This window comes from Dyadobacter sp. BHUBP1, from assembly GCF_050587785.1.
Classification (GTDB): Bacteria; Bacteroidota; Bacteroidia; order Cytophagales; family Spirosomataceae; genus Dyadobacter.
The window spans coordinates 559294-577191 of sequence record NZ_JBOBIH010000003.1 but is presented as its reverse complement, the minus strand read 5'-3'; the positions used below and the strand labels follow the sequence as shown (position 1 = coordinate 577191).

Annotated in this window: 16 protein-coding genes; 4 read left to right on the top strand and 12 right to left on the bottom strand. The window is 49.7% G+C overall.

Annotated elements, in window-relative coordinates; genetic code table 11:
• Positions 1-24 precede the first annotated feature (24 nt).
• On the bottom strand, positions 25-1596 hold the full coding sequence (locus ACQ4MZ_RS14620) for an OmpP1/FadL family transporter (RefSeq protein ID WP_430845814.1): 1572 nt from the start codon (positions 1594-1596) through the stop codon (positions 25-27).
• A 95-nt stretch (positions 1597-1691) separates the two neighbouring features.
• Positions 1692-2969: a hypothetical protein gene (locus ACQ4MZ_RS14615; RefSeq protein WP_430845813.1), complete on the bottom strand. Its 1278-nt coding sequence runs from the start codon at positions 2967-2969 to the stop codon at positions 1692-1694.
• Between the two features lie 189 nt (positions 2970-3158).
• Between ACQ4MZ_RS14615 and proS the strand changes: the two genes are divergently transcribed.
• Together proS and ACQ4MZ_RS14605 are read left to right on the top strand one after the other, a co-directional pair.
• Positions 3159-4634 (top strand): proline--tRNA ligase, encoded by a 1476-nt coding sequence (gene proS / locus ACQ4MZ_RS14610; RefSeq protein ID WP_430845812.1) that lies wholly within the window; start codon positions 3159-3161, stop codon positions 4632-4634.
• 69 nt (positions 4635-4703) lie between these two features.
• A complete protein-coding gene (locus ACQ4MZ_RS14605) occupies positions 4704-5132 on the top strand; it encodes an FKBP-type peptidyl-prolyl cis-trans isomerase (protein WP_430845811.1) in 429 nt (142 codons plus the stop codon).
• 57 nt (positions 5133-5189) lie between these two features.
• On the opposite strand, the gene ACQ4MZ_RS14600 is transcribed toward ACQ4MZ_RS14605, so the two are convergent.
• Together ACQ4MZ_RS14600 and dprA are read right to left on the bottom strand one after the other, a co-directional pair.
• The gene (locus ACQ4MZ_RS14600; protein WP_430845810.1) at positions 5190-5819 is read right to left on the bottom strand and encodes an AlbA family DNA-binding domain-containing protein; all 630 of its coding nucleotides are present in this window, start codon (positions 5817-5819) and stop codon (positions 5190-5192) included.
• Between the two features lie 4 nt (positions 5820-5823).
• On the bottom strand, positions 5824-6951 hold the full coding sequence (gene dprA / locus ACQ4MZ_RS14595; protein ID WP_430845809.1) for a DNA-processing protein DprA: 1128 nt from the start codon (positions 6949-6951) through the stop codon (positions 5824-5826).
• A gap of 107 nt (positions 6952-7058) precedes the next feature.
• Here dprA and ACQ4MZ_RS14590 point away from each other — a divergent pair, with 107 nt between their 5' ends.
• Positions 7059-8882, top strand: a complete 1824-nt coding sequence (locus ACQ4MZ_RS14590; protein ID WP_430845808.1) for an alpha-amylase family glycosyl hydrolase — start codon at positions 7059-7061, stop codon at positions 8880-8882.
• A 126-nt stretch (positions 8883-9008) separates the two neighbouring features.
• Here the strand turns inward: ACQ4MZ_RS14590 and lepB (ACQ4MZ_RS14585) are convergent, their stop codons facing one another.
• From lepB (ACQ4MZ_RS14585) to ACQ4MZ_RS14550, 8 genes are all read right to left on the bottom strand, one after another.
• Positions 9009-10187 carry a signal peptidase I gene (gene lepB, locus ACQ4MZ_RS14585; RefSeq protein ID WP_430845807.1) on the bottom strand — a complete coding sequence of 393 codons (1179 nt, stop codon included), beginning with the start codon at positions 10185-10187 and terminating at the stop codon, positions 9009-9011.
• A gap of 154 nt (positions 10188-10341) precedes the next feature.
• On the bottom strand, positions 10342-11478 hold the full coding sequence (gene lepB, locus ACQ4MZ_RS14580) for a signal peptidase I (RefSeq protein ID WP_430845806.1): 1137 nt from the start codon (positions 11476-11478) through the stop codon (positions 10342-10344).
• Between the two features lie 24 nt (positions 11479-11502).
• Positions 11503-12216, bottom strand: a complete 714-nt coding sequence (gene dapB / locus ACQ4MZ_RS14575) for a 4-hydroxy-tetrahydrodipicolinate reductase (RefSeq protein ID WP_430845805.1) — start codon at positions 12214-12216, stop codon at positions 11503-11505.
• 33 nt (positions 12217-12249) lie between these two features.
• Positions 12250-12945 (bottom strand): DUF5683 domain-containing protein, encoded by a 696-nt coding sequence (locus ACQ4MZ_RS14570; protein ID WP_430845804.1) that lies wholly within the window; start codon positions 12943-12945, stop codon positions 12250-12252.
• Positions 12946-12948: 3 nt separating this feature from the next.
• Positions 12949-13866, bottom strand: a complete 918-nt coding sequence (locus tag ACQ4MZ_RS14565; protein WP_430845803.1) for a ParB/RepB/Spo0J family partition protein — start codon at positions 13864-13866, stop codon at positions 12949-12951.
• A 21-nt stretch (positions 13867-13887) separates the two neighbouring features.
• Positions 13888-14673, bottom strand: a complete 786-nt coding sequence (locus ACQ4MZ_RS14560) for a ParA family protein (RefSeq protein WP_430845802.1) — start codon at positions 14671-14673, stop codon at positions 13888-13890.
• A 165-nt stretch (positions 14674-14838) separates the two neighbouring features.
• On the bottom strand, positions 14839-15861 hold the full coding sequence (locus ACQ4MZ_RS14555) for an SPASM domain-containing protein (RefSeq protein WP_430845801.1): 1023 nt from the start codon (positions 15859-15861) through the stop codon (positions 14839-14841).
• Positions 15862-15927: 66 nt separating this feature from the next.
• Positions 15928-16389, bottom strand: a complete 462-nt coding sequence (locus ACQ4MZ_RS14550; RefSeq protein WP_430845800.1) for an Lrp/AsnC family transcriptional regulator — start codon at positions 16387-16389, stop codon at positions 15928-15930.
• Positions 16390-16562: 173 nt separating this feature from the next.
• Here ACQ4MZ_RS14550 and ald point away from each other — a divergent pair, with 173 nt between their 5' ends.
• Positions 16563-17675 carry an alanine dehydrogenase gene (gene ald, locus ACQ4MZ_RS14545; protein WP_430845799.1) on the top strand — a complete coding sequence of 371 codons (1113 nt, stop codon included), beginning with the start codon at positions 16563-16565 and terminating at the stop codon, positions 17673-17675.
• Positions 17676-17898: the final 223 nt, after the last annotated feature.

Here is a 17898-nt window from a genome sequence, read left to right as displayed (position 1 = left end):
GTTTAATATCTATCCCGAACCTCATCAGAAAAATACGCCGCCTGTCAGCATTACGTTAACCGGCCGATTGGTAATCTCCACGGATGCGTAGCTATTGGGATTGTTCAGATAATAAGGCGTATATGCGGATTTATAGGTGATAAAGGTTCCCGCCAAATCCACAAAGAAGCGGTCGGTACGTACGCCTACACCCGCCGAAAACAGTAGCTTACTTCGGTCGATCCCGTCTGTACGGTCCAGGTAAGGATCTGCAATATAGGCTCCGCCGATACGCGCGCGGAAGATATTGGCCCTAACCTCTCCTCCCAACCGGAAATTAACAGTGTTACGGAAAGTGTCTTTAATTTCCGCCTTTGTGTCGTTCTTGAAGTCACGGTTACCGTCGGCATCCAGAAAACTCGTCTTCGCCCGCATGCCGCTATAACCAACATACTCAATGGTCCCAGTTATAAATCCTTTATTCTGGAAGAACACGGTCCCCCCCAGGTTGCCACGCATCGGCCCTATCAATGTGTATTCAAAATCATTTGCCGCAATGGGAAGTGAATTGTACGGCGGTGTAATCAGGTTCCCATCCGCATCTTTCACTTTTCCGCCGACGAAGCCCGCAGCTACGCTTTGGCTAAATGTTTCTTTAAGCGCGCTTATCGTCGGGCTGATCAGCGTTCCACCGATCTGGAACATCGGATTGAACTTGTAGATGGCTCCCAATGAGGCATTGAACCCGTTACCGCGAACTGTAAAATCCTCAAATTGATCGATGTAGGTCAACGAGGGACTGTTTATATAGTCATCGCTAAACCGGGAAGAATAGTCATATTTGATCCTGCTGAACCCGATATTTCCGCCCAGGTAAAATTTATCATCCAGGTTGCCCGCGTAAGCAAATGTCCACTGCGACGTGGCACCTTTGGAAGTAAAGTCACCCGACTGGTCCACCACGCTTTGCCCGTCAATCGCCGTAAACGGCGGTCCCGAGGTCGTTGTTGGATTAATCAGGTACATCTGGTAATAGGCTACGGGAATCGAGTTGGCGATCGGGTTGCCTGCGGCGTCGTTTTTCAGACCGTCTTCCAGCTCCTTGATGGTGTAAGGAGGGTTCGCATTATTGACCGTCTCCAATACATTGTCAATATAGGCGCTGTTGTTGTTCCGTCCGCCGTACAGGTAGCCGTTTTGAAATGATTGCTGCCGGGAAAAAGATACACCGAATGACGAGCGTTTCCACTTCCGTTGAAATCCCGGCTGGCTCGCGAACACGAGCGACGCCCCCTGAAATGGACTGAATTTGACCTTTCCATCACCGGAATACTTTGAACTATTGCCCAGATATTCGCTAGTTGTATTTGCAAATGTGATACCTGGGCTCAAAGTAAATTCATTCCGGTTATAAAATCCCAGACCCGCCGGGTTTCCGTAAATAGAACTGGCGTCGCCGCCGATGGCTGCATGGTTTCCGCCCAGCGCCTGGAAGCGTGCAGATCCGTTCTGGTTAATTTCTGAATAGCGAAGTGCGTCGGTAGCGTATTGTGCGAATGCCGCTGATGAAGTGAGCAGCGAAAAGAGGAGCGCAATTCCTGAGGATGTTTTCGACATGGCGGTTAATACTTAATTCAATACAATTTAAACGAAAACCCTGCAAAATTATGACATCTTGCAGGGTTTGACACGACTATCTCTTTTTCAGGATATTATCTTGGACCTCTCGAAGAACGGCTTGAACTACCGCCACCGCCACCTCCGCCACCGGATGGTGCGCTGTAACTTCTTGAAGGAGCACTGTACGACGGCTGACTGTAAGTCCGGGTCGGTGCACTGTATGATTCGCTTCTCTGGTTCGAATAGCTTCTGCTAGGCGTCCCATAATCCTGGGTTCTTGCTGGTGTACTGTACGATGGTGCACTGTACGAAGATGAGGAAGAGCCTCTCGAAGATCGCGGGGACGAATAATAGCTGGCGCCATTGGTGTTTCCGCTTTCGGAAGAGTAGTTACTGGCATTGGCCGAACGAGGGCGTGAGTAATATACATTACCACCACTGGCATCCACGACACGCGAACCATAGGACTCCGCATTCGTTCTTCCGCCATTCGCTACTGCACTACCACGGCTTGAGCGTTCCGATCTTGGCGAAGAATAATATGTATCGCCTGAGATCACACGGCCACCATCGCGGCTTCCCCTTGTAGCGGTTTCTGAACGTGTCCGCGACGAGTTTACAAAATTAGAGTTGTAACGTTCACTGCTGCGGTTTCTGCTCGCGTCGACCACACGCGGCCCGTAAGTTCTCGTATAGCCTCGGTCGGAATTGTTGATCACGATCACCGGACGGCTGTAAGCCCATGGCGAATAACCGTAACCGCCGTAGAAGCCATCGTAGTAACCTCCACCCCAGCCGTACATGCTGTTATAACCCCACGGGCTGTATCCCCACGGACTGTAAAACGGATCATAGCCATAGCTTAACATGCTGCCATAGCCCCATGGTGAATAACCCCATGGAGAATACCCAATCATCGATCCGAAGCCGAATCCGAAGTAAGGACGCATTCTAAACCCGCTGTAACCGAAGTTGAGTGACAGACCTGCGTAGCTGCCGGGCCAATAGGAGCCCAAACCGCCGTAATAAGGACTGTTAAAATTCGCTGCATTATAGCCGTCGACAAAACCGGCATTATAGCCCACGTCTGTCGATACCTGACGTTTTACTGCTCTGGACGAAAGGTAATTTTCGTCGTAATAGTCCGCTGTACCGTTTTCGGAATAGTTGCCTGTATAGGTATAATCCGGATTGTCCGAACGGGATACTTCCTGATCACTTCCCCGGTCAGCCAACACAAGTCCTCCGCCGGAGTTTCCCCCGTAGAGATCATCATATCCGCCGCCCGAGCGCGATGCATACTGATTTGAAGTACATCCCCAAGCTCCCAGCAGCACCAGCAAAGACAAATATTTTGCTTTATTGAACATACTCATGGCTTTTAAGGATTAAAAGTTTGTTGCTAATATAGATATAAAAACGCATTCTCCCTGTGAAGTAAACGTCCGTAACTATACATTAATTCCAAAGTTAACATAAAAAACTATCTTTGCAACTCCCTTGAAAAAAGGCCTGAATTAACGTAATACTCCATTTCAATTCCAAAATAATACAAAGTAATGAGTAAAGCCTTGCCCACACGAAGTGAAAACTACTCCGAATGGTACAATGAATTAGTGAAACGCGCCGACCTGGCCGAAAACTCACCGGTAAGAGGTTGTATGGTGATCAAACCGTATGGGTACTCGATCTGGGAAAAAATGCAGCGCGCGCTGGATGACATGTTCAAAGAAACAGGCCATACCAATGCCTATTTCCCGCTTTTCATCCCGAAATCGTACCTCAGTAAGGAGGCTTCACACGTGGAAGGGTTTGCCAAGGAGTGCGCCGTAGTGACGCATTACCGCCTCAAAAACGATCCGAACGGCAAAGGCGTTATCGTTGACCCGGAAGCGAAACTGGAAGAAGAACTGATCGTTCGCCCGACTTCGGAGACGGTCATTTGGAGTACTTATAAAAACTGGATCCAGTCGTACCGCGACCTGCCGCTGCTGATCAACCAATGGGCGAACGTGGTGCGTTGGGAAATGCGTACGCGCCTGTTCCTGCGCACGGCCGAGTTCCTGTGGCAGGAAGGCCACACCGCGCACGCTACCGCACAGGAAGCAATTGCGGAAACAAAGCAAATGCTGGAAGTATACGCACAGTTTGCCGAAGAATGGATGGCTGTACCCGTTGTCAAAGGAGTGAAAACTGCTAACGAACGTTTTGCCGGTGCGGAAGACACTTACTGTATCGAAGCGATGATGCAGGACGGAAAAGCATTGCAGGCCGGAACTTCCCACTTCCTGGGCCAGAACTTCGCAAACGCATTCGACGTGAAATTCCAGGACAAGGAAGGTAAGCTGGATTATGTTTGGGGAACTTCATGGGGCGTTAGTACACGTCTGATGGGCGCGCTCATCATGGCGCATTCCGACGACGCCGGCCTCGTATTGCCTCCAAAACTGGCACCTATCCAGGTGGTGATCGTTCCTATTTACCGGAACGACGAGCAACTGACGCAGATTTCCGAGAAAGTAGCGGAAATCACCAAAGATTTGAAGAAACTGGGCATCAGCGTTAAATACGACAGCAGTGACAATGCGAAGCCAGGTTTCAAATTTGCTGAATATGAATTGAAAGGTGTTCCTGTGCGATTGGCTATGGGCGGCCGTGACCTCGAAAACGGTACGGTGGAAGTGGCACGCCGCGATACCAAAACCAAGGAGACGGTTTCGGTGGAAGGCATTGCAGTTTATGTACAGAACCTGCTCAACGACATTCAGGAGTCTATTTACAAGAAAGCGCTTACATTCCGCGAGGAGAATACCCATAAAGTAGATTCTTTCGAAGAATTCAACCATATTCTCGATACCAAAGGCGGGTTTATCCTAGCGCATTGGGACGGCACTTCCGAGACCGAAGAGAAGATCAAGGAAGAAACGAAGGCAACCATCCGGTGCATTCCTTTGAACCAGGAGGCAGAGGAGGGCGTTTGCATTTACTCGGGCAAACCGTCGAAAGGACGTGTGGTATTTGCCCGGGCATACTAATTTTCATTCTCAATGCATTCGTGAAAAAAGATTCACGAATGCTTTTTCAAACCATCTAAATATAGAATTATGAGTCAGGCAAAGGCTGGTGACAAAGTGCAGGTACATTACAAAGGTACCCTGCCGGACGGACAACTTTTTGATTCCTCCGAAGGACGTGAGCCTTTGAGCTTTACGCTGGGAAGCGGACAGGTGATCAAAGGATTTGACGATGGTGTAACGGGCATGGAAATCGGCGACAAAAAGACAATCAACATTCCTAACGCCGAAGCTTACGGCCCGGTGAACGACGAAATGGTCATCCAATTCGACCGCGCGCAAATCCCTGCCGACATTCCATTAGAGGTTGGCGGTACATTGAACATGCATCAGGACGGCGGCCAGGTCATCCCGGTTGTTGTAAGGGAGGTTACTGAAACTTACGTGGTACTGGACGCTAACCACCCGTTGGCAGGTCAGGATCTTATTTTTGAACTGGAGTTGGTAGGTATCAACTAATCAACGTAATCTATGAAACGCGGTCGGCACCCGGAATTCCGGGGTTGACCGCGTTTTTTATTCAGCCCATTTGAGACTGAAACTTTCAGGTTTTCCTCGGGAGAGTTTGAGTAAAATCTGACGCGCAGCCAAATCCTGCAACATCCGTTCCGCCCTTTTTTCGGAGATATTGATGATTTTTGAGAATGCTTTGGCCGTTACGGAATCTGTTTCTTTCAGGTAAGTGATCAATGTCTTCACATGCCGTGTGGCCAATAACTTCTCTGTCTCCGGATCAGTCCCGTTGTAAAGCAGCAGCCTTGGGATAGGCATGCTTTTATCCTTCACACGAATGTAAATAATGCGTTCGCCTTTCTCATTCAATGCGTGATGCGGCTTGTCTTCACTTTCATTAACCGTCACCCACAACACCTTCCTGCCGTCCAGGTTCTCCGATTTGATCTGAACCACTAATTCCGGTTCAATGAGTTTCACGAGCGCCTTTTCAAGCTTTTGTAACTCCCGCAATTCCGATTGCACGCCCATAATAGCGCCGTGATCCGCCACACCGATCAGCAGGTTTCCGCCGGAGGTGTTGGCAAAGGAAACAATGGTTTTGGCAATTTTGAAAGGACTGTCAACCGTCCGCTTGAACTCAATCGTGAGTCCCTCCCCTTCTTTAATTAACTGAATGATACTTTTATCCATGCATTTAAATCAACCCGTATTTCTTGCCCGGCATCGACCGGACCATTCCCTGGAATTCGAGGTTCAACAGCAGCGTGGCCAGCCGGTTCAAATGAATGCCTGATTGCCACGCGAGCTCATCGATTTGCATCGCCCCCCGCTGCTTTAACAGCGAAAGTACCTGGCCCTCATCCTGTGTAAAACCTTCGAAAGTCATTACTGCCTGCTCGGAGGTATCTGCCTGCCTTGCATCGGGCATTCCCTCACCCCAACCCAGGGCGGCGGCCATATCCGCCACCGACGTGAAAATCGAAGCCTTATGATCACGGATCAGAAAATTACAACCTTCGGATTGCGGTTCATGGATACCGCCCGGCACCGCGAACACCTCCCGGTGGTAGTTCTGCGCAAACTCAACGGTGATCAGGCTGCCGCCTGTCCGCCCCGATTCCACTACTATGGTAACATCACTGAGCCCCGCAATAATTCGGTTCCGCGCCGGAAATCTCATAAAATCCGGCTTTGTTCCCAATGCGCTTTCCGTAACGATCCCCCCGTTGTTCTGCATTTCGAAAGCGGTTCGCTGATGCACGGCCGGGTAGATCACATCCAACCCGCTGGCCATGACTCCCAGCGTGGCCAGGTTGTTGCGCATGCAATGCCGGTGGGCAGTGATATCCACACCATAGGCCAGGCCGCTGACGACAAGCGGCTGATAGGGCACCAGATCCCGGATGATATTTTCCGTCACCGACTTCCCGTACTCGCTGATATTCCGCGTGCCTACGATTCCTACCGTGCGCGGCCAGTTAAAGTCGGTGTTGCCTTTGGCATAAAGGGCAATGGGTGCGTCGTAAAGCGGCCGGAGGCGTGCCGGGTATTCCGGCTCATGAAAGAAAAGTAATTGGGTTCCGGTTTTGCGGCATTGAGCAAGTTCCCTTTCGGCCAGTTCCAGCGTGTTTTTACCCAAAACAGCCTTTACGATTTTATCGCCGATACCGGGGATTTTGATGAGCTTTTTATAATCCGCATGGAAAACCTGGGAAGCGCTGCCACAGTAGCTGATGAGTTGACGGATCGTCACAGCCCCGATTCCGGGCGTATGCATAAGCGCGAGGATGCAGATTTTTTCTGCGTCGGAGGATGATTGCATAGTATAGTGTGTAGGTTGAGTTCGTGGGTACCGGCGCCTGGCATGCATTTTGCGAGTATACGTCAGCAGTTCATTTTCAAAAATAAACAATAATCTGAAAACCATATATGGAAAACCTCGAAACCGAAGTAGCCGAAACCGAGCAGCATTATGAAGGTATGGGCGCCACCTGCCATCCTGAAGGAGTTTATTACCGCGTATGGGCGCCGCATGCCGAAAGCGTTTCGGTCATGGGAAGTTTCAACGACTGGGATGCCTCTGCTACTCCGCTCCAACCGGAAGAAAACGGCATGTGGGGTGCGCTGGTCGGAAATTCGAAAGAAGGGGATGAATACAAATATGTCCTTAAAACGCCCGCCGGGGAGCTGCTCCGCAACGATCCCTATGCTTTAAAAATGACCAATTCAGCCGGCAATTGCATCGTCTACAACCACGAATCTTTCGATTGGGGCGATGTTACTTTTCAAATGCCCGGCTGGCAGGAACTGGTTATTTATGAGCTTCATGTAGGTACTTTTCATGTGAAAGAAAAAGGGCAGGTCGGCACGTTTTATACGGCTATCGAACGGATTCCTTACTTAAAAGACATGGGTTTCAATGCCGTGGAGCTGATGCCCTGCTCGGAGTTTCCCGGTTCAAGGTCATGGGGCTATAACCCGGCCAATCCGTTTGCGATTGAATCCGACTATGGCGGCCCGGATGGCTTGAAAGCTTTTGTAAAAGCCGCGCACGAGGCAGGAATTGCGGTAATCCTCGATGTCGTGTACAACCACTTCGGCCCGTCGGATCTTGATCTCTGGCAGTTCGACGGCTGGCAGGAGAACGATGGCGGAGGAATTTATTTTTACAACGACTGGCGCTCCGAGACGCCCTGGGGCAATACCCGCCCCGATTACGGCCGTGGCGAGGTGCGGCAATACATTCACGACAATGCCCTGATGTGGCTCCGCGATTACCGTGTCGACGGTCTGCGCATGGACATGGTTCCCTACATACGAAATGTAAAAGCCAATGGTAATCCCGGCGACGATATCGCCGAAGGCATTTCGCTCATGCAATGGATTAACAAAGACATCCGCGATAGCTGCGGCAATTGCATTACCATCGCCGAAGACATGCATTCGCTGGATTTCATCACCAATTCGGTCGAAAACGGCGGCCTGGGGTACGGGTCACAATGGGATGCGGAATTTGTGCATTCGATCCGCGACGCCATTATCACCGCCAACGACCAGGACCGGAATATGGACAGCGTCGCAGCAGCTATTACCAACCGTTATAATGACGACGCTTTTCAGCGCATTATCTATACCGAGTCGCACGACGAAGTGGCGAACGGCAAGGCGCGCGTGGCCGAGGAAATCGCCGATGGCGACGTGAATAATTGGTACTCTAAAAAGCGGGCTGCATTGGGCGTCGCGTTGGTGCTTACCTCACCGGGCATCCCGATGATATTCCAGGGACAGCCATTGCTGGAAGACAAATGGTTTTCCGACAGCGATCCGATCGACTGGTCGAGGCTCGAAAAATTCAGCGGCTTCGCGGCATTGCACCGCGACATGATCCACATCCGCAGAAACTGGTTTGGCGTAACCAAAGGTCTCCAGGGACAGAATGCTCATATTGTTCGTCAAGACAACGAGAAAAAGGTGATCGTGATGCACCGCTGGGACGAAGGCGGCCCGAAGGACAGCGTTATGGTCGCATTCAACTTTTCGACCGAGACATTTTCCGACTACAAAGTAGGATTCCCGAGAGCTGGCAAATGGCACTTAAGGTTCAACAGCGACAACGAATATTATGACGCCGACTTCTCGAATACGGGCGTTTTCGACGTCGATACCATGGACGGTGAAATGGACGACTGCGGGCAGTTCGCATCGCTGCAAATCCCGCCTTACTCGGCTTTGATCTTTTCGCAAGAGGAATAAAAGGGAGAAAGGGGAGGAAGGAGGGAAGAGACTAAGGATTTTCTCAGTTCCCCTTACTTCTTCCTCCCCTTCCTCCCTTTCCTCCGTTCTCCCTTTCCTCCCCTTCCTTCATCCTCCCCTTCCTCCTTACTTAATTGTCCTGAAAATACGGTCCCAGCGAATCTTTTTTAGGAAACTGGTTGGATTGGGATCGATGGACATCCAGACAAAAACGGCCTTTCCAACAACGTGATCTTTCGGCACAAACCCCCAGTACCGGGAGTCGGCGGAATCGTGGCGATTATCTCCCATCATGAAATAATAATCCTGCTTGAATGTATAGCTGGTTATCTGCTTACCGCCGATCATGATTTTGTCCTTTTCCACCACCACATTTTCATTGCCGTCGAAATTGCGGATGATATCGCCATAAAGCGCAATATTGACCTCGGTCAGCGGAACCGTCATTCCCGCCTTCGGCACTGCAACCGGTCCGTAATTATCCTTATTCCAGTCGATTGCATCACTTGCCGGAAACAGATAGGGCTCTTTCAGGCCTTTCTCCATCCACACGGGTTGTACCCGCTTCACAAAGTCATAGGTTTTCAGCTTTTCCGCTAATGCGGCGGTCGTCTTCACGACATAACCCGGCTCATCGTTACCGGGAATGCTGTCTCCGAAGGTTTCTGTAAACTGGGCGTAATCTACGATCCCATTTTTGCGAAACACATTCTCTTCATTCACAGCCGTTTTTACTGAAACAAAATATTCATTTTGCATCCGCACGGGCGATGCCTGGGCGCGTCCGTTCACATACACCTGCCCGAGGCGTACTTCCAGTTTATCGCCCGGAATACCCACGCATCGCTTGATATAATTGGAACGCAGGTCAGTCGGATGCGGGTGCAGGTCTGGCAGCACCCGGCTATATTTCTGGTACATGTCCGGATGCTCGGCCGGCAGGTAGAATACTACCACATCGCCATTCTTAATATCCGTAAAGCCAGGCAAGCGGTATTGTGGGAGCCGGATCCAGTCGAGGTAGGAAGGAATCTCTGTGCCCCATATTGTCTGGTGCGTGAGCGGCACCTGCAATGGGGTAATGGGCGTCGTTGTGCCGTAATGCAGCCTGCTCACAAACAGGTAATCACCCACGAGAAGACTGTTCTCCATGGAAGGCGTGGGAATCACAAATGCACTGAAAAACAGCCAGCGGATCAATGTGGCAGCAATGACGGCGAATAATACCGAGTCGAACCATTCCCGGAAGGCCGACTTCTTTTTCGGAGTGCTTGTGGGCTTTGAAAGTATTTCTGCAACGGACATGAAAGGTATCGTTTAGCGAAGCATATGCTATGCAATATACCTTTTATCTCCATAAGTCTATAATGATTATATAATATTAATTTATATATAATATCAAAAAGAAAGGGAAAGATCTCACCCGATCCTTCCATTCCCTGTTGGCTATTTCAAAACGCTAGTTGATAACTCTGAAAATACGGCTCCAGCGGATTTTGTTAAAGAAGCTGGTCGGATTCGGGTCGATAGACATCCATACAAACACTGCCTTACCCACGATGTGATCCATCGGAACGAAGCCCCAATAGCGTGAATCGGCCGAGTTATGGCGGTTATCACCCATCATAAAGTAATAATCCTGCTTGAAGGTGTAGCTGGTAATGACCTTGCCACCGACTTTCACCGATTTTTCATCTACTACCACATCTTCATTGTTCTCATAGTTTTTAATAACCGGGCCATACATCGCCACATTTTCAGGTGTCAGCTGCACCGTCATACCTTCTTTCGGAACGGTAATCGGTCCGTAGTTGTCGCGGTTCCATTTGAAAAGCGACGAATTGGGGTATAACATCGGCTCAGTAATGCCATTATCCGTTTTCACGAGTGTAATGCTTTTCACAAAGTCATAATTTTTGAGCTTCGCGGCAATCTCCGTAGTGGTGAAAACCAGGTAGCCCATTTGCTCATTCCCTTTGATCGTATCATTCTCGCCGTCGGTAAAAGAGTTGAATTCCGAAATACCGTTGTCGCGGAACACCTTTTCTTCATTCACTGCGGTGGTAGTAGCCACAAAGTACTCATTCTCCATTCTGGGAGGGTTTTCCATCGCTTGGCCGTTGGCATATACCTGCAAATCACGCACCTCTACCTTATCGCCCGGAATACCGACGCAGCGTTTGATATAGTTGGTTTTCAAATCAACCGGGTGCTGCAATTCGGGTGGATAGTTGAATACCACCACGTCGCCTCTTTTCACCTCGCTAAAACCCGGCAAACGGTATTGCGGCAATTGGATCAGGCTTGTGTAGGAAGGGATATTGGTTCCCCAGATTGTCTGGTGCGTGAGCGGTACTTGCAAAGGCGTTTTCGGCGTGCGGGTACCATAATGCAGCTTGCTCACGAAAAGGAAGTCACCCACCAGGAGGCTATTCTCCATCGACGGCGTCGGAATGGTAAATGCTTCAAAAAACAGCCAGCGGATCAGCGTCGCGGCGACTACCGCGAATAAAATGGAGTCAAACCATTCCCTTGCCGGTGACTTCTTTTTTTTGGATTCAACTGAACTGGAAGTCAACTCTCTATTAACAGCCATGCGATGATTGATAGTTAGAATACTTTAAATTTTGAGAAGGTCATTCATCCCGAACACGCCGAATTTGCCCGGAAGCCATTCGGCGGCAACCACAGCGCCGAGCGCAAACCCCTGGCGGTTGTGGGCTGTGTGGGATATTTCGATGGTATCCACTTCGGATTCGTAGCGGACGATGTGGGTACCGGGCACTTCGCCGCGGCGTTCGGCCAGAATTTGCAGGTAACCTTCCTCATTTTCAGGAGCCAGCTTCCATCCTTCGACGTTCTCCATTTCCTCGATAATGCCTTCCGCAAGGGTAATGGCTGTGCCACTTGGCGCGTCGAGTTTGTGAATGTGGTGAACTTCCGTCATTGAGCTCTGGTATTCGTGCCCGTTCATGAGGCGCGCCAGCATCCGGTTGAGCCGAAAGAACAGATTAACACCAATACTGTAATTGGAAGCGTAGAAAAACGATCCCGACTGGGCCTTGCAAAGCGCCTCCACTTCTGCACGGCGGTCGAGCCAGCCTGTGGTGCCGCATACGATGGGCCAGCCTTTTTTGAGGCAATAAATGATATTTTCAAATGCGGATTCCGGTGAACTGAACTCGATGGCCACATCTACATCGGCAGTTTGCAGCTTGTCCATATCCGCACGATTTTGCACATCAATTTTCCCCACGATCGAATGTCCTCTTTCAACGGCAATTTGTTCGATCGTCTTTCCCATCTTTCCGTACCCCAGTAATAGTATTCTCATTAATCTGTTATTTGAAATCAGTACTCTTTTAAATCATTTAAAATTGAAAACCATCCGCACGCCCGGCGTAGGGTCCCGCATCATCGGCTGGTTCAGCTTCGGGCTCACGTTCAAAGTCAGGTCGTCCGAAAGGTCGAAAGTCTTCAAATGCGCCGCCACATTGGCTTCAATGATCGATAGCGTGTAAATCAGGCCGGTTACGATGATGGCAAAGCCGCGGTTCCGCCGCCAGTAATTCTTTTGCCGGACAATCTGGCTATGGGTCGCATCGCGGTACTCGCTGCTGGTGTTCAACAGGTTTCTGACCCTTACATTTACAGTGGCGTCGTCGCCCGCCAGTTCTTTTTTCCGGTTTCCGTACTCCGGATCGTTCTTATCCAACACGTAAAACGACTTATACGCATCGAGAAAATCATGGTATTTGATCGTATTCAGGTAATAGGTATAAAGCCCTCCGCCGAATGCCAGGTACACGATAGGCGCTTTCCAGTAATCACGGTTGTAAATCTGCCCGGCACCCGGTATCAATGCCAGCTTGGTAGCCGTTTTCGGTACCGGCATCCATTTCTTTTTAACGTTTTTTAACGAATCTGCCTGGGCCAGAGTAGTGCTGTCCAATGCGACAGCCGGCAATTTTTCGGTTTTCAGACTATCCTTTTTACCCTCCGTCTGTGCTGCAATCCGATTTGAAACCAGCAAAATCAACCCTAACAATACCCAGTTTTTCAACGTTTATTTGAATTTCAGTGTTTCTAAAATCTTCTTCAGTTCATCCTGAGAGCCAAAAGGGATTTTAATCTCACCTTTATGCTGCTCATTGCTCTTGACAGACACTTTTGCCCCGAAAAAGGACGAAAGCTGGAACTGTAACGACTTTATTTCCTGATTAATTGTCGGCTGTTTTTTCGACTCGATGGGGATATTGCTCACCATTCCGAGCTTGCGCACCTCGTCTTCGACCTTCCTTACCGACCACCCTTCTTCGATAATCTGATTGAAAATTTTCAACTGGCTCTGGTCGCTGTTGATCGTAATCAGCGCCCGGGCGTGGCCCATGCTGATCTTGTCGTCTCGCAACGCGGCCTGGATAACAGGGGGCAGTTTGAGCAGGCGGATATAGTTGTTCACCGTCGTCCGGTTTTTGCCCACGCGCGCGCCCAATTCCTCCTGTTTCAGACTACATTCGAGAATCAGCCGCTGGTAGCTTAATGCAATCTCAATCGCATTCAGATTCTCACGCTGAATATTCTCGATCAGCGCCATTTCCAGCATTTGCTGGTCGTTGGCCGTGCGGATATAAGCCGGAATGGTGGTAAGCCCCAGCGAACGCGATGCCTGTAAACGGCGCTCACCCGAAATCAACTGATAGGAATCTTCCGAAAGCTGCCGTACGGTAATCGGCTGGATAATCCCCTGGACGCGGATAGAGTCGGCGAGTTCTTCCAGCGACTCCTGGTCAAATTTCGTCCGGGGCTGGTAAGGGTTGGCCTCGATCTGGCTCACATCGATCTCATTCATCGAACCGATGATCTCGGCCGGTGAAATGCGTGTGTTGGTTCTGGGCGTATTGATCTTCTCGGAGTCCTGCAGAAGAGCCCCTAGTCCTCTTCCCAGTCCGGTCATTTTTTTCGTCTTGCTGCTATTCTCCATTGCCTGTTCGTACTATCGTGATCAGTTCACCCTGTCGGAGAGCAAACCGTTTTTACTGAGAATCTCTCTTGCAAGGTTCAGGTAGCTAACAGCCCCTTTGCTATCCGAATCCTGCGCCATGACAGGAATCCCGAAGCTCGGTGCCTCACTGATACGTACGTTACGAGGTATGATGGTGTTGAAAACAAGAGATTCGAAGTGGTTGGTAACCTCGGTCACCACCTGGTTGGACAGACGCAGGCGGAGGTCGTACATCGTGAGCAGGATGCCCTCGATGATCAGGTTGGTATTCAGTCGCGACTGAATGATCGTGATGGTGTTCAACAGCTTGCCCAATCCTTCCAAGGCAAAATACTCGCATTGCACAGGAATGATCACCGAATCGGCTGCGGTCAGGCTGTTGATCGTGATTAGGCCTAGTGAAGGAGAGCAGTCTATAATGATAAAGTCATAATCATCGCGCACTTCGGCGATGGCGTCTTTCATGCGGTGCTCCCGGTTTTTAAGATTGATCATCTCGATCTCCGCCCCTACCAGGTCGATATGCGACGGCAGCAGGTTCAGGTTAGGAAAATCGGTTTGCAGGATAATTTCCGAAGTCTTCGCCTGCTCTACCATGCATTCATAAATGCTGTTTTCCATCTCCTGCGGATTGAAACCGAGCCCGGACGTAGAGTTCGCCTGCGGGTCAGCATCGATAATGAGTGTGCGGAATTCTAGCGCAGCCAAACTGGCCGCAAGGTTAATAGCTGTGGTGGTTTTCCCTACGCCTCCCTTTTGGTTTGCAATTGCAATTACTTTGCCCATGTATTCATTTGAGTTACCAATGTCAAATTTCTATTATTCGGGCCAATCTACCAAAAAATGTTCCACGGAGTTTTCAAGAAAACACCAAACTAGTTAATAATGAGACATTTAAATGATATTATTATTTAATTAAAAATAATTAGGACTGTAAAAAGGGTGAATGTTTCACGCCCACACCTGCGTACCTTCCGTACAGTTCTTGCACATCTCTATCTCTGAACGAGATCGGATCAACGAGGCCCGGAAATCACGGTACTTCTTCCCTTTCCAGAGCTGGCGGAAAGTCGACGTTTTCATATCGCCCAATTTATATTCGGCATCTTTGTCGAAGCAGCAGGGCACTACTGCGCCGTCCCAGGTGATCACGCATGAGTGCCACATTTTCCAGCAGTGGTCTACGAATTTGTTTTTAATGGAATACTTGCCGTCGGCCTGCACCTGGTAGCGAGAGTATTTTTCAATGGTGGGTATCAGATCGGAGCCTTCCTCGTAGTCGTAAATCTGAGCCGTTTTCAAACCTACTTCATCCACACCCATTTCCTCGGCCAGCGTCTTCACGTCCTCGATCTGGTGCTCGTTGGGCTTTACGACCAGGAACTGGAATATCACATGCGGCGTCGCAGATTTCAATTCTTTCTTCCATTTGATGATGTTACGCGTTCCTTCCAGTACTTTTTCCAGGTTTCCACCGACACGGTATTGCTGGTACACGTCCTGCGTAGTCCCGTCAATGGAAATGATCAGGCGGTCCAGCCCCGATTCCACAGTTTTACGCGCTTTCTCGTCGGTGAGGTAATGCGCATTGGTGGAAGTGGCCGTGTAAATGCCTTTATTATGTGCGTACTGGACCAGTTCGAAGAATTTCGGATGCAGATACGGCTCACCCTGGAAGTAGAATATCAGGTATAATAAGGTATCTGCAAGCTCGTCGATGGTTCTTTTGTACAGCTTTTCCTCCATCATACCCGTCGGCCGGGTGAATGAGCGAAGGCCGCTGGGGCATTCCGGGCAGCGCAGGTTGCAGGAGGTAGTAGGTTCGAAAGAGATCGCGATCGGCATTCCCCAATGCACGGGATTTCCCGTCATCTTGGAATAAAAATAGCTCCCCAATATCTGCATCGCATTCCAGGCGCGCTTCGGCGTCACTTTCGACATCAGGTTCAGGCCATCCTTCAAATTCTTGTTCATATGCTGTGCATTCAGCGATCAGCGTGCGCCTACCGGCCTGATGATCAGTTTAAATAGCGTTGATAATTACAATACAGCGATTCCGGTGGTGTACTTGATCTCGGAAATTACGAAATAACTGCTGATGTGTAACACGCTGGACAGGGCAGAAAGTTTATGCTGATAAAACTGATTGTAAGCCTCGCCGTCCTCGACGACCACTTTCAGCATGTAATCGAAGTTCCCGGAAACGACCGAGCATTCGAGCACTTCCGGCATTTTTACAATGGCCTGGTTGAAATCTTCGAAGCTCTCCTTCCGCTGTTTATCCAGCGTCACATTACAATATACCACCAGACTTTTCCCCAGTTTCCGACGGTTGAGCAGGCACACATATTTATCGATAAACCCCTCTTTTTCAAGCTTTCGTATGCGCTCGTGCACCGGCGTTACCGACAAATTGATCTTGCTGGCGATCTCTTTGATCGTCATCTGGGCATTATTTTGTAGTAAATCCAGAATCTTGCGGTCGGTCGGGTCTGGTTGCATAAAGTATTTTTTGTGGCTGCGGGCAGGCTGTGAGCGTTACTGGCAGAAATTTTTCATACAGTTGAGGTCAAAAATAGTTTTCTTTTCTGTCTTTTCGAGCCGTTATAGTATGTTTTTCTGCCGGAAATTAATTTTGAACTCATTAATCTAAACTATAAACACTGCACATACCGATGATCATTGGTGTCCCCAAAGAAATCAAAAACAACGAGAACCGGGTAGCTTTAACGCCCGCAGGAGTCACAGAGCTACGTAAGCACGGACACACAGTGTACGTGCAGGCAGAAGCGGGCAAAGGCAGCGGTTTCACCGACGAACAATACACACATGCAGGCGCCAGCATTCTCCCAACCATCGAAGAAGTTTACGGCATCGCCGAGATGATTATAAAGGTAAAAGAGCCCATTGCCAGTGAATACCCACTCATTAAAGAAAACCAGCTCCTCTTCACCTACTTCCACTTCGCTTCCTCCGAGCCCCTCACCCACGAGATGATCGAGCGTAAAGCTGTTTGCCTTGCTTACGAAACTGTCGAAAAAACAGACAGAAGCCTTCCGCTACTCGTTCCGATGAGCGAAGTAGCCGGTCGTATGGCGATCCAGGAAGGCGCCAAATACCTCGAAAAACCGATGGGCGGATTCGGTATTCTCCTCGGCGGCGTGGCGGGCGTGAAACCGGCGAATGTACTCGTACTAGGCGGCGGAATCGTAGGAACGCAATCGGCAAAGATGGCGGCAGGATTGGGCGCAAATGTCACGATCATGGATATCAGCCTCGCAAGGCTGCGCTACCTGGAAGACATTATGCCTGCGAATGTGGACACGGTTATGTCCAATGAATACAACATCCGCGAGCTCATCCAGGGCGCGAACCTGATCATCGGTGGCGTGCTGATCCCAGGAGCCAAGGCGCCATCGCTCATTACCCGCGATATGCTCAAACTGATGAAGCCTGGTACCGTAATGGTGGACGTGGCGATCGACCAGGGCGGCTGCTTCGAAACATCCAAAGCCACCACACACGAGGATCCGATCTATGAAGTGGACGGAGTCGTACACTATTGCGTTGCCAACATGCCGGGCGCAGTACCTTACACCTCTACATTGGCACTCACCAACGCGACCCTCCCTTATGCAATACAATTGGCCAACCAGGGCTGGAAACAGGCTTGCTCAACCAACGAGGAGCTTCGCAAAGGATTGAACGTCGTTCACGGAAAAGTAGTATTTAAAGGTGTTGCCGAAGCATGGCATTTGCCTTATACGGACGTCAAAGAATTATTCTGAATCAGCAAACCTGACTAGATAAACCCGGCCATTTTTAATGCGCCGGGTTTTTGTTTTCTAAAAATATTACAATTACTTTCTTCAAACCGTTGCGATTTCGAAATATTGTTCTTACTTTTGCGTCACGATTTGAAGGAACATCCGTTCGCTTCTCTGCTCATAAACGGTCTAGTACATTTTAGATCACCTGCCAGCCTCAAAATTTGTCCCGGCTGGACCTACC

What these genes read in the sequence shown, in the direction of transcription:
- ACQ4MZ_RS14605 (WP_430845811.1), top strand. Translation starts at nt 4,704, where the DNA reads ATGAGTCAGGCAAAGGCTGGTGACAAAGTGCAGGTACATTACAAAGGT.
- lepB (WP_430845807.1), bottom strand. Translation starts at nt 10,187, where the DNA reads ATGTCCGTTGCAGAAATACTTTCAAAGCCCACAAGCACTCCGAAAAAG.
- ACQ4MZ_RS14555 (WP_430845801.1), bottom strand. Translation starts at nt 15,861, where the DNA reads ATGAACAAGAATTTGAAGGATGGCCTGAACCTGATGTCGAAAGTGACG.
- lepB (WP_430845806.1), bottom strand. Translation starts at nt 11,478, where the DNA reads ATGGCTGTTAATAGAGAGTTGACTTCCAGTTCAGTTGAATCCAAAAAA.
- proS (WP_430845812.1), top strand. Translation starts at nt 3,159, where the DNA reads ATGAGTAAAGCCTTGCCCACACGAAGTGAAAACTACTCCGAATGGTAC.
- ACQ4MZ_RS14600 (WP_430845810.1), bottom strand. Translation starts at nt 5,819, where the DNA reads ATGGATAAAAGTATCATTCAGTTAATTAAAGAAGGGGAGGGACTCACG.
- dprA (WP_430845809.1), bottom strand. Translation starts at nt 6,951, where the DNA reads ATGCAATCATCCTCCGACGCAGAAAAAATCTGCATCCTCGCGCTTATG.
- ACQ4MZ_RS14565 (WP_430845803.1), bottom strand. Translation starts at nt 13,866, where the DNA reads ATGGAGAATAGCAGCAAGACGAAAAAAATGACCGGACTGGGAAGAGGA.
- ACQ4MZ_RS14590 (WP_430845808.1), top strand. Translation starts at nt 7,059, where the DNA reads ATGGAAAACCTCGAAACCGAAGTAGCCGAAACCGAGCAGCATTATGAA.
- ACQ4MZ_RS14550 (WP_430845800.1), bottom strand. Translation starts at nt 16,389, where the DNA reads ATGCAACCAGACCCGACCGACCGCAAGATTCTGGATTTACTACAAAAT.
- ald (WP_430845799.1), top strand. Translation starts at nt 16,563, where the DNA reads ATGATCATTGGTGTCCCCAAAGAAATCAAAAACAACGAGAACCGGGTA.
- ACQ4MZ_RS14560 (WP_430845802.1), bottom strand. Translation starts at nt 14,673, where the DNA reads ATGGGCAAAGTAATTGCAATTGCAAACCAAAAGGGAGGCGTAGGGAAA.
- ACQ4MZ_RS14615 (WP_430845813.1), bottom strand. Translation starts at nt 2,969, where the DNA reads ATGTTCAATAAAGCAAAATATTTGTCTTTGCTGGTGCTGCTGGGAGCT.
- dapB (WP_430845805.1), bottom strand. Translation starts at nt 12,216, where the DNA reads ATGAGAATACTATTACTGGGGTACGGAAAGATGGGAAAGACGATCGAA.
- ACQ4MZ_RS14620 (WP_430845814.1), bottom strand. Translation starts at nt 1,596, where the DNA reads ATGTCGAAAACATCCTCAGGAATTGCGCTCCTCTTTTCGCTGCTCACT.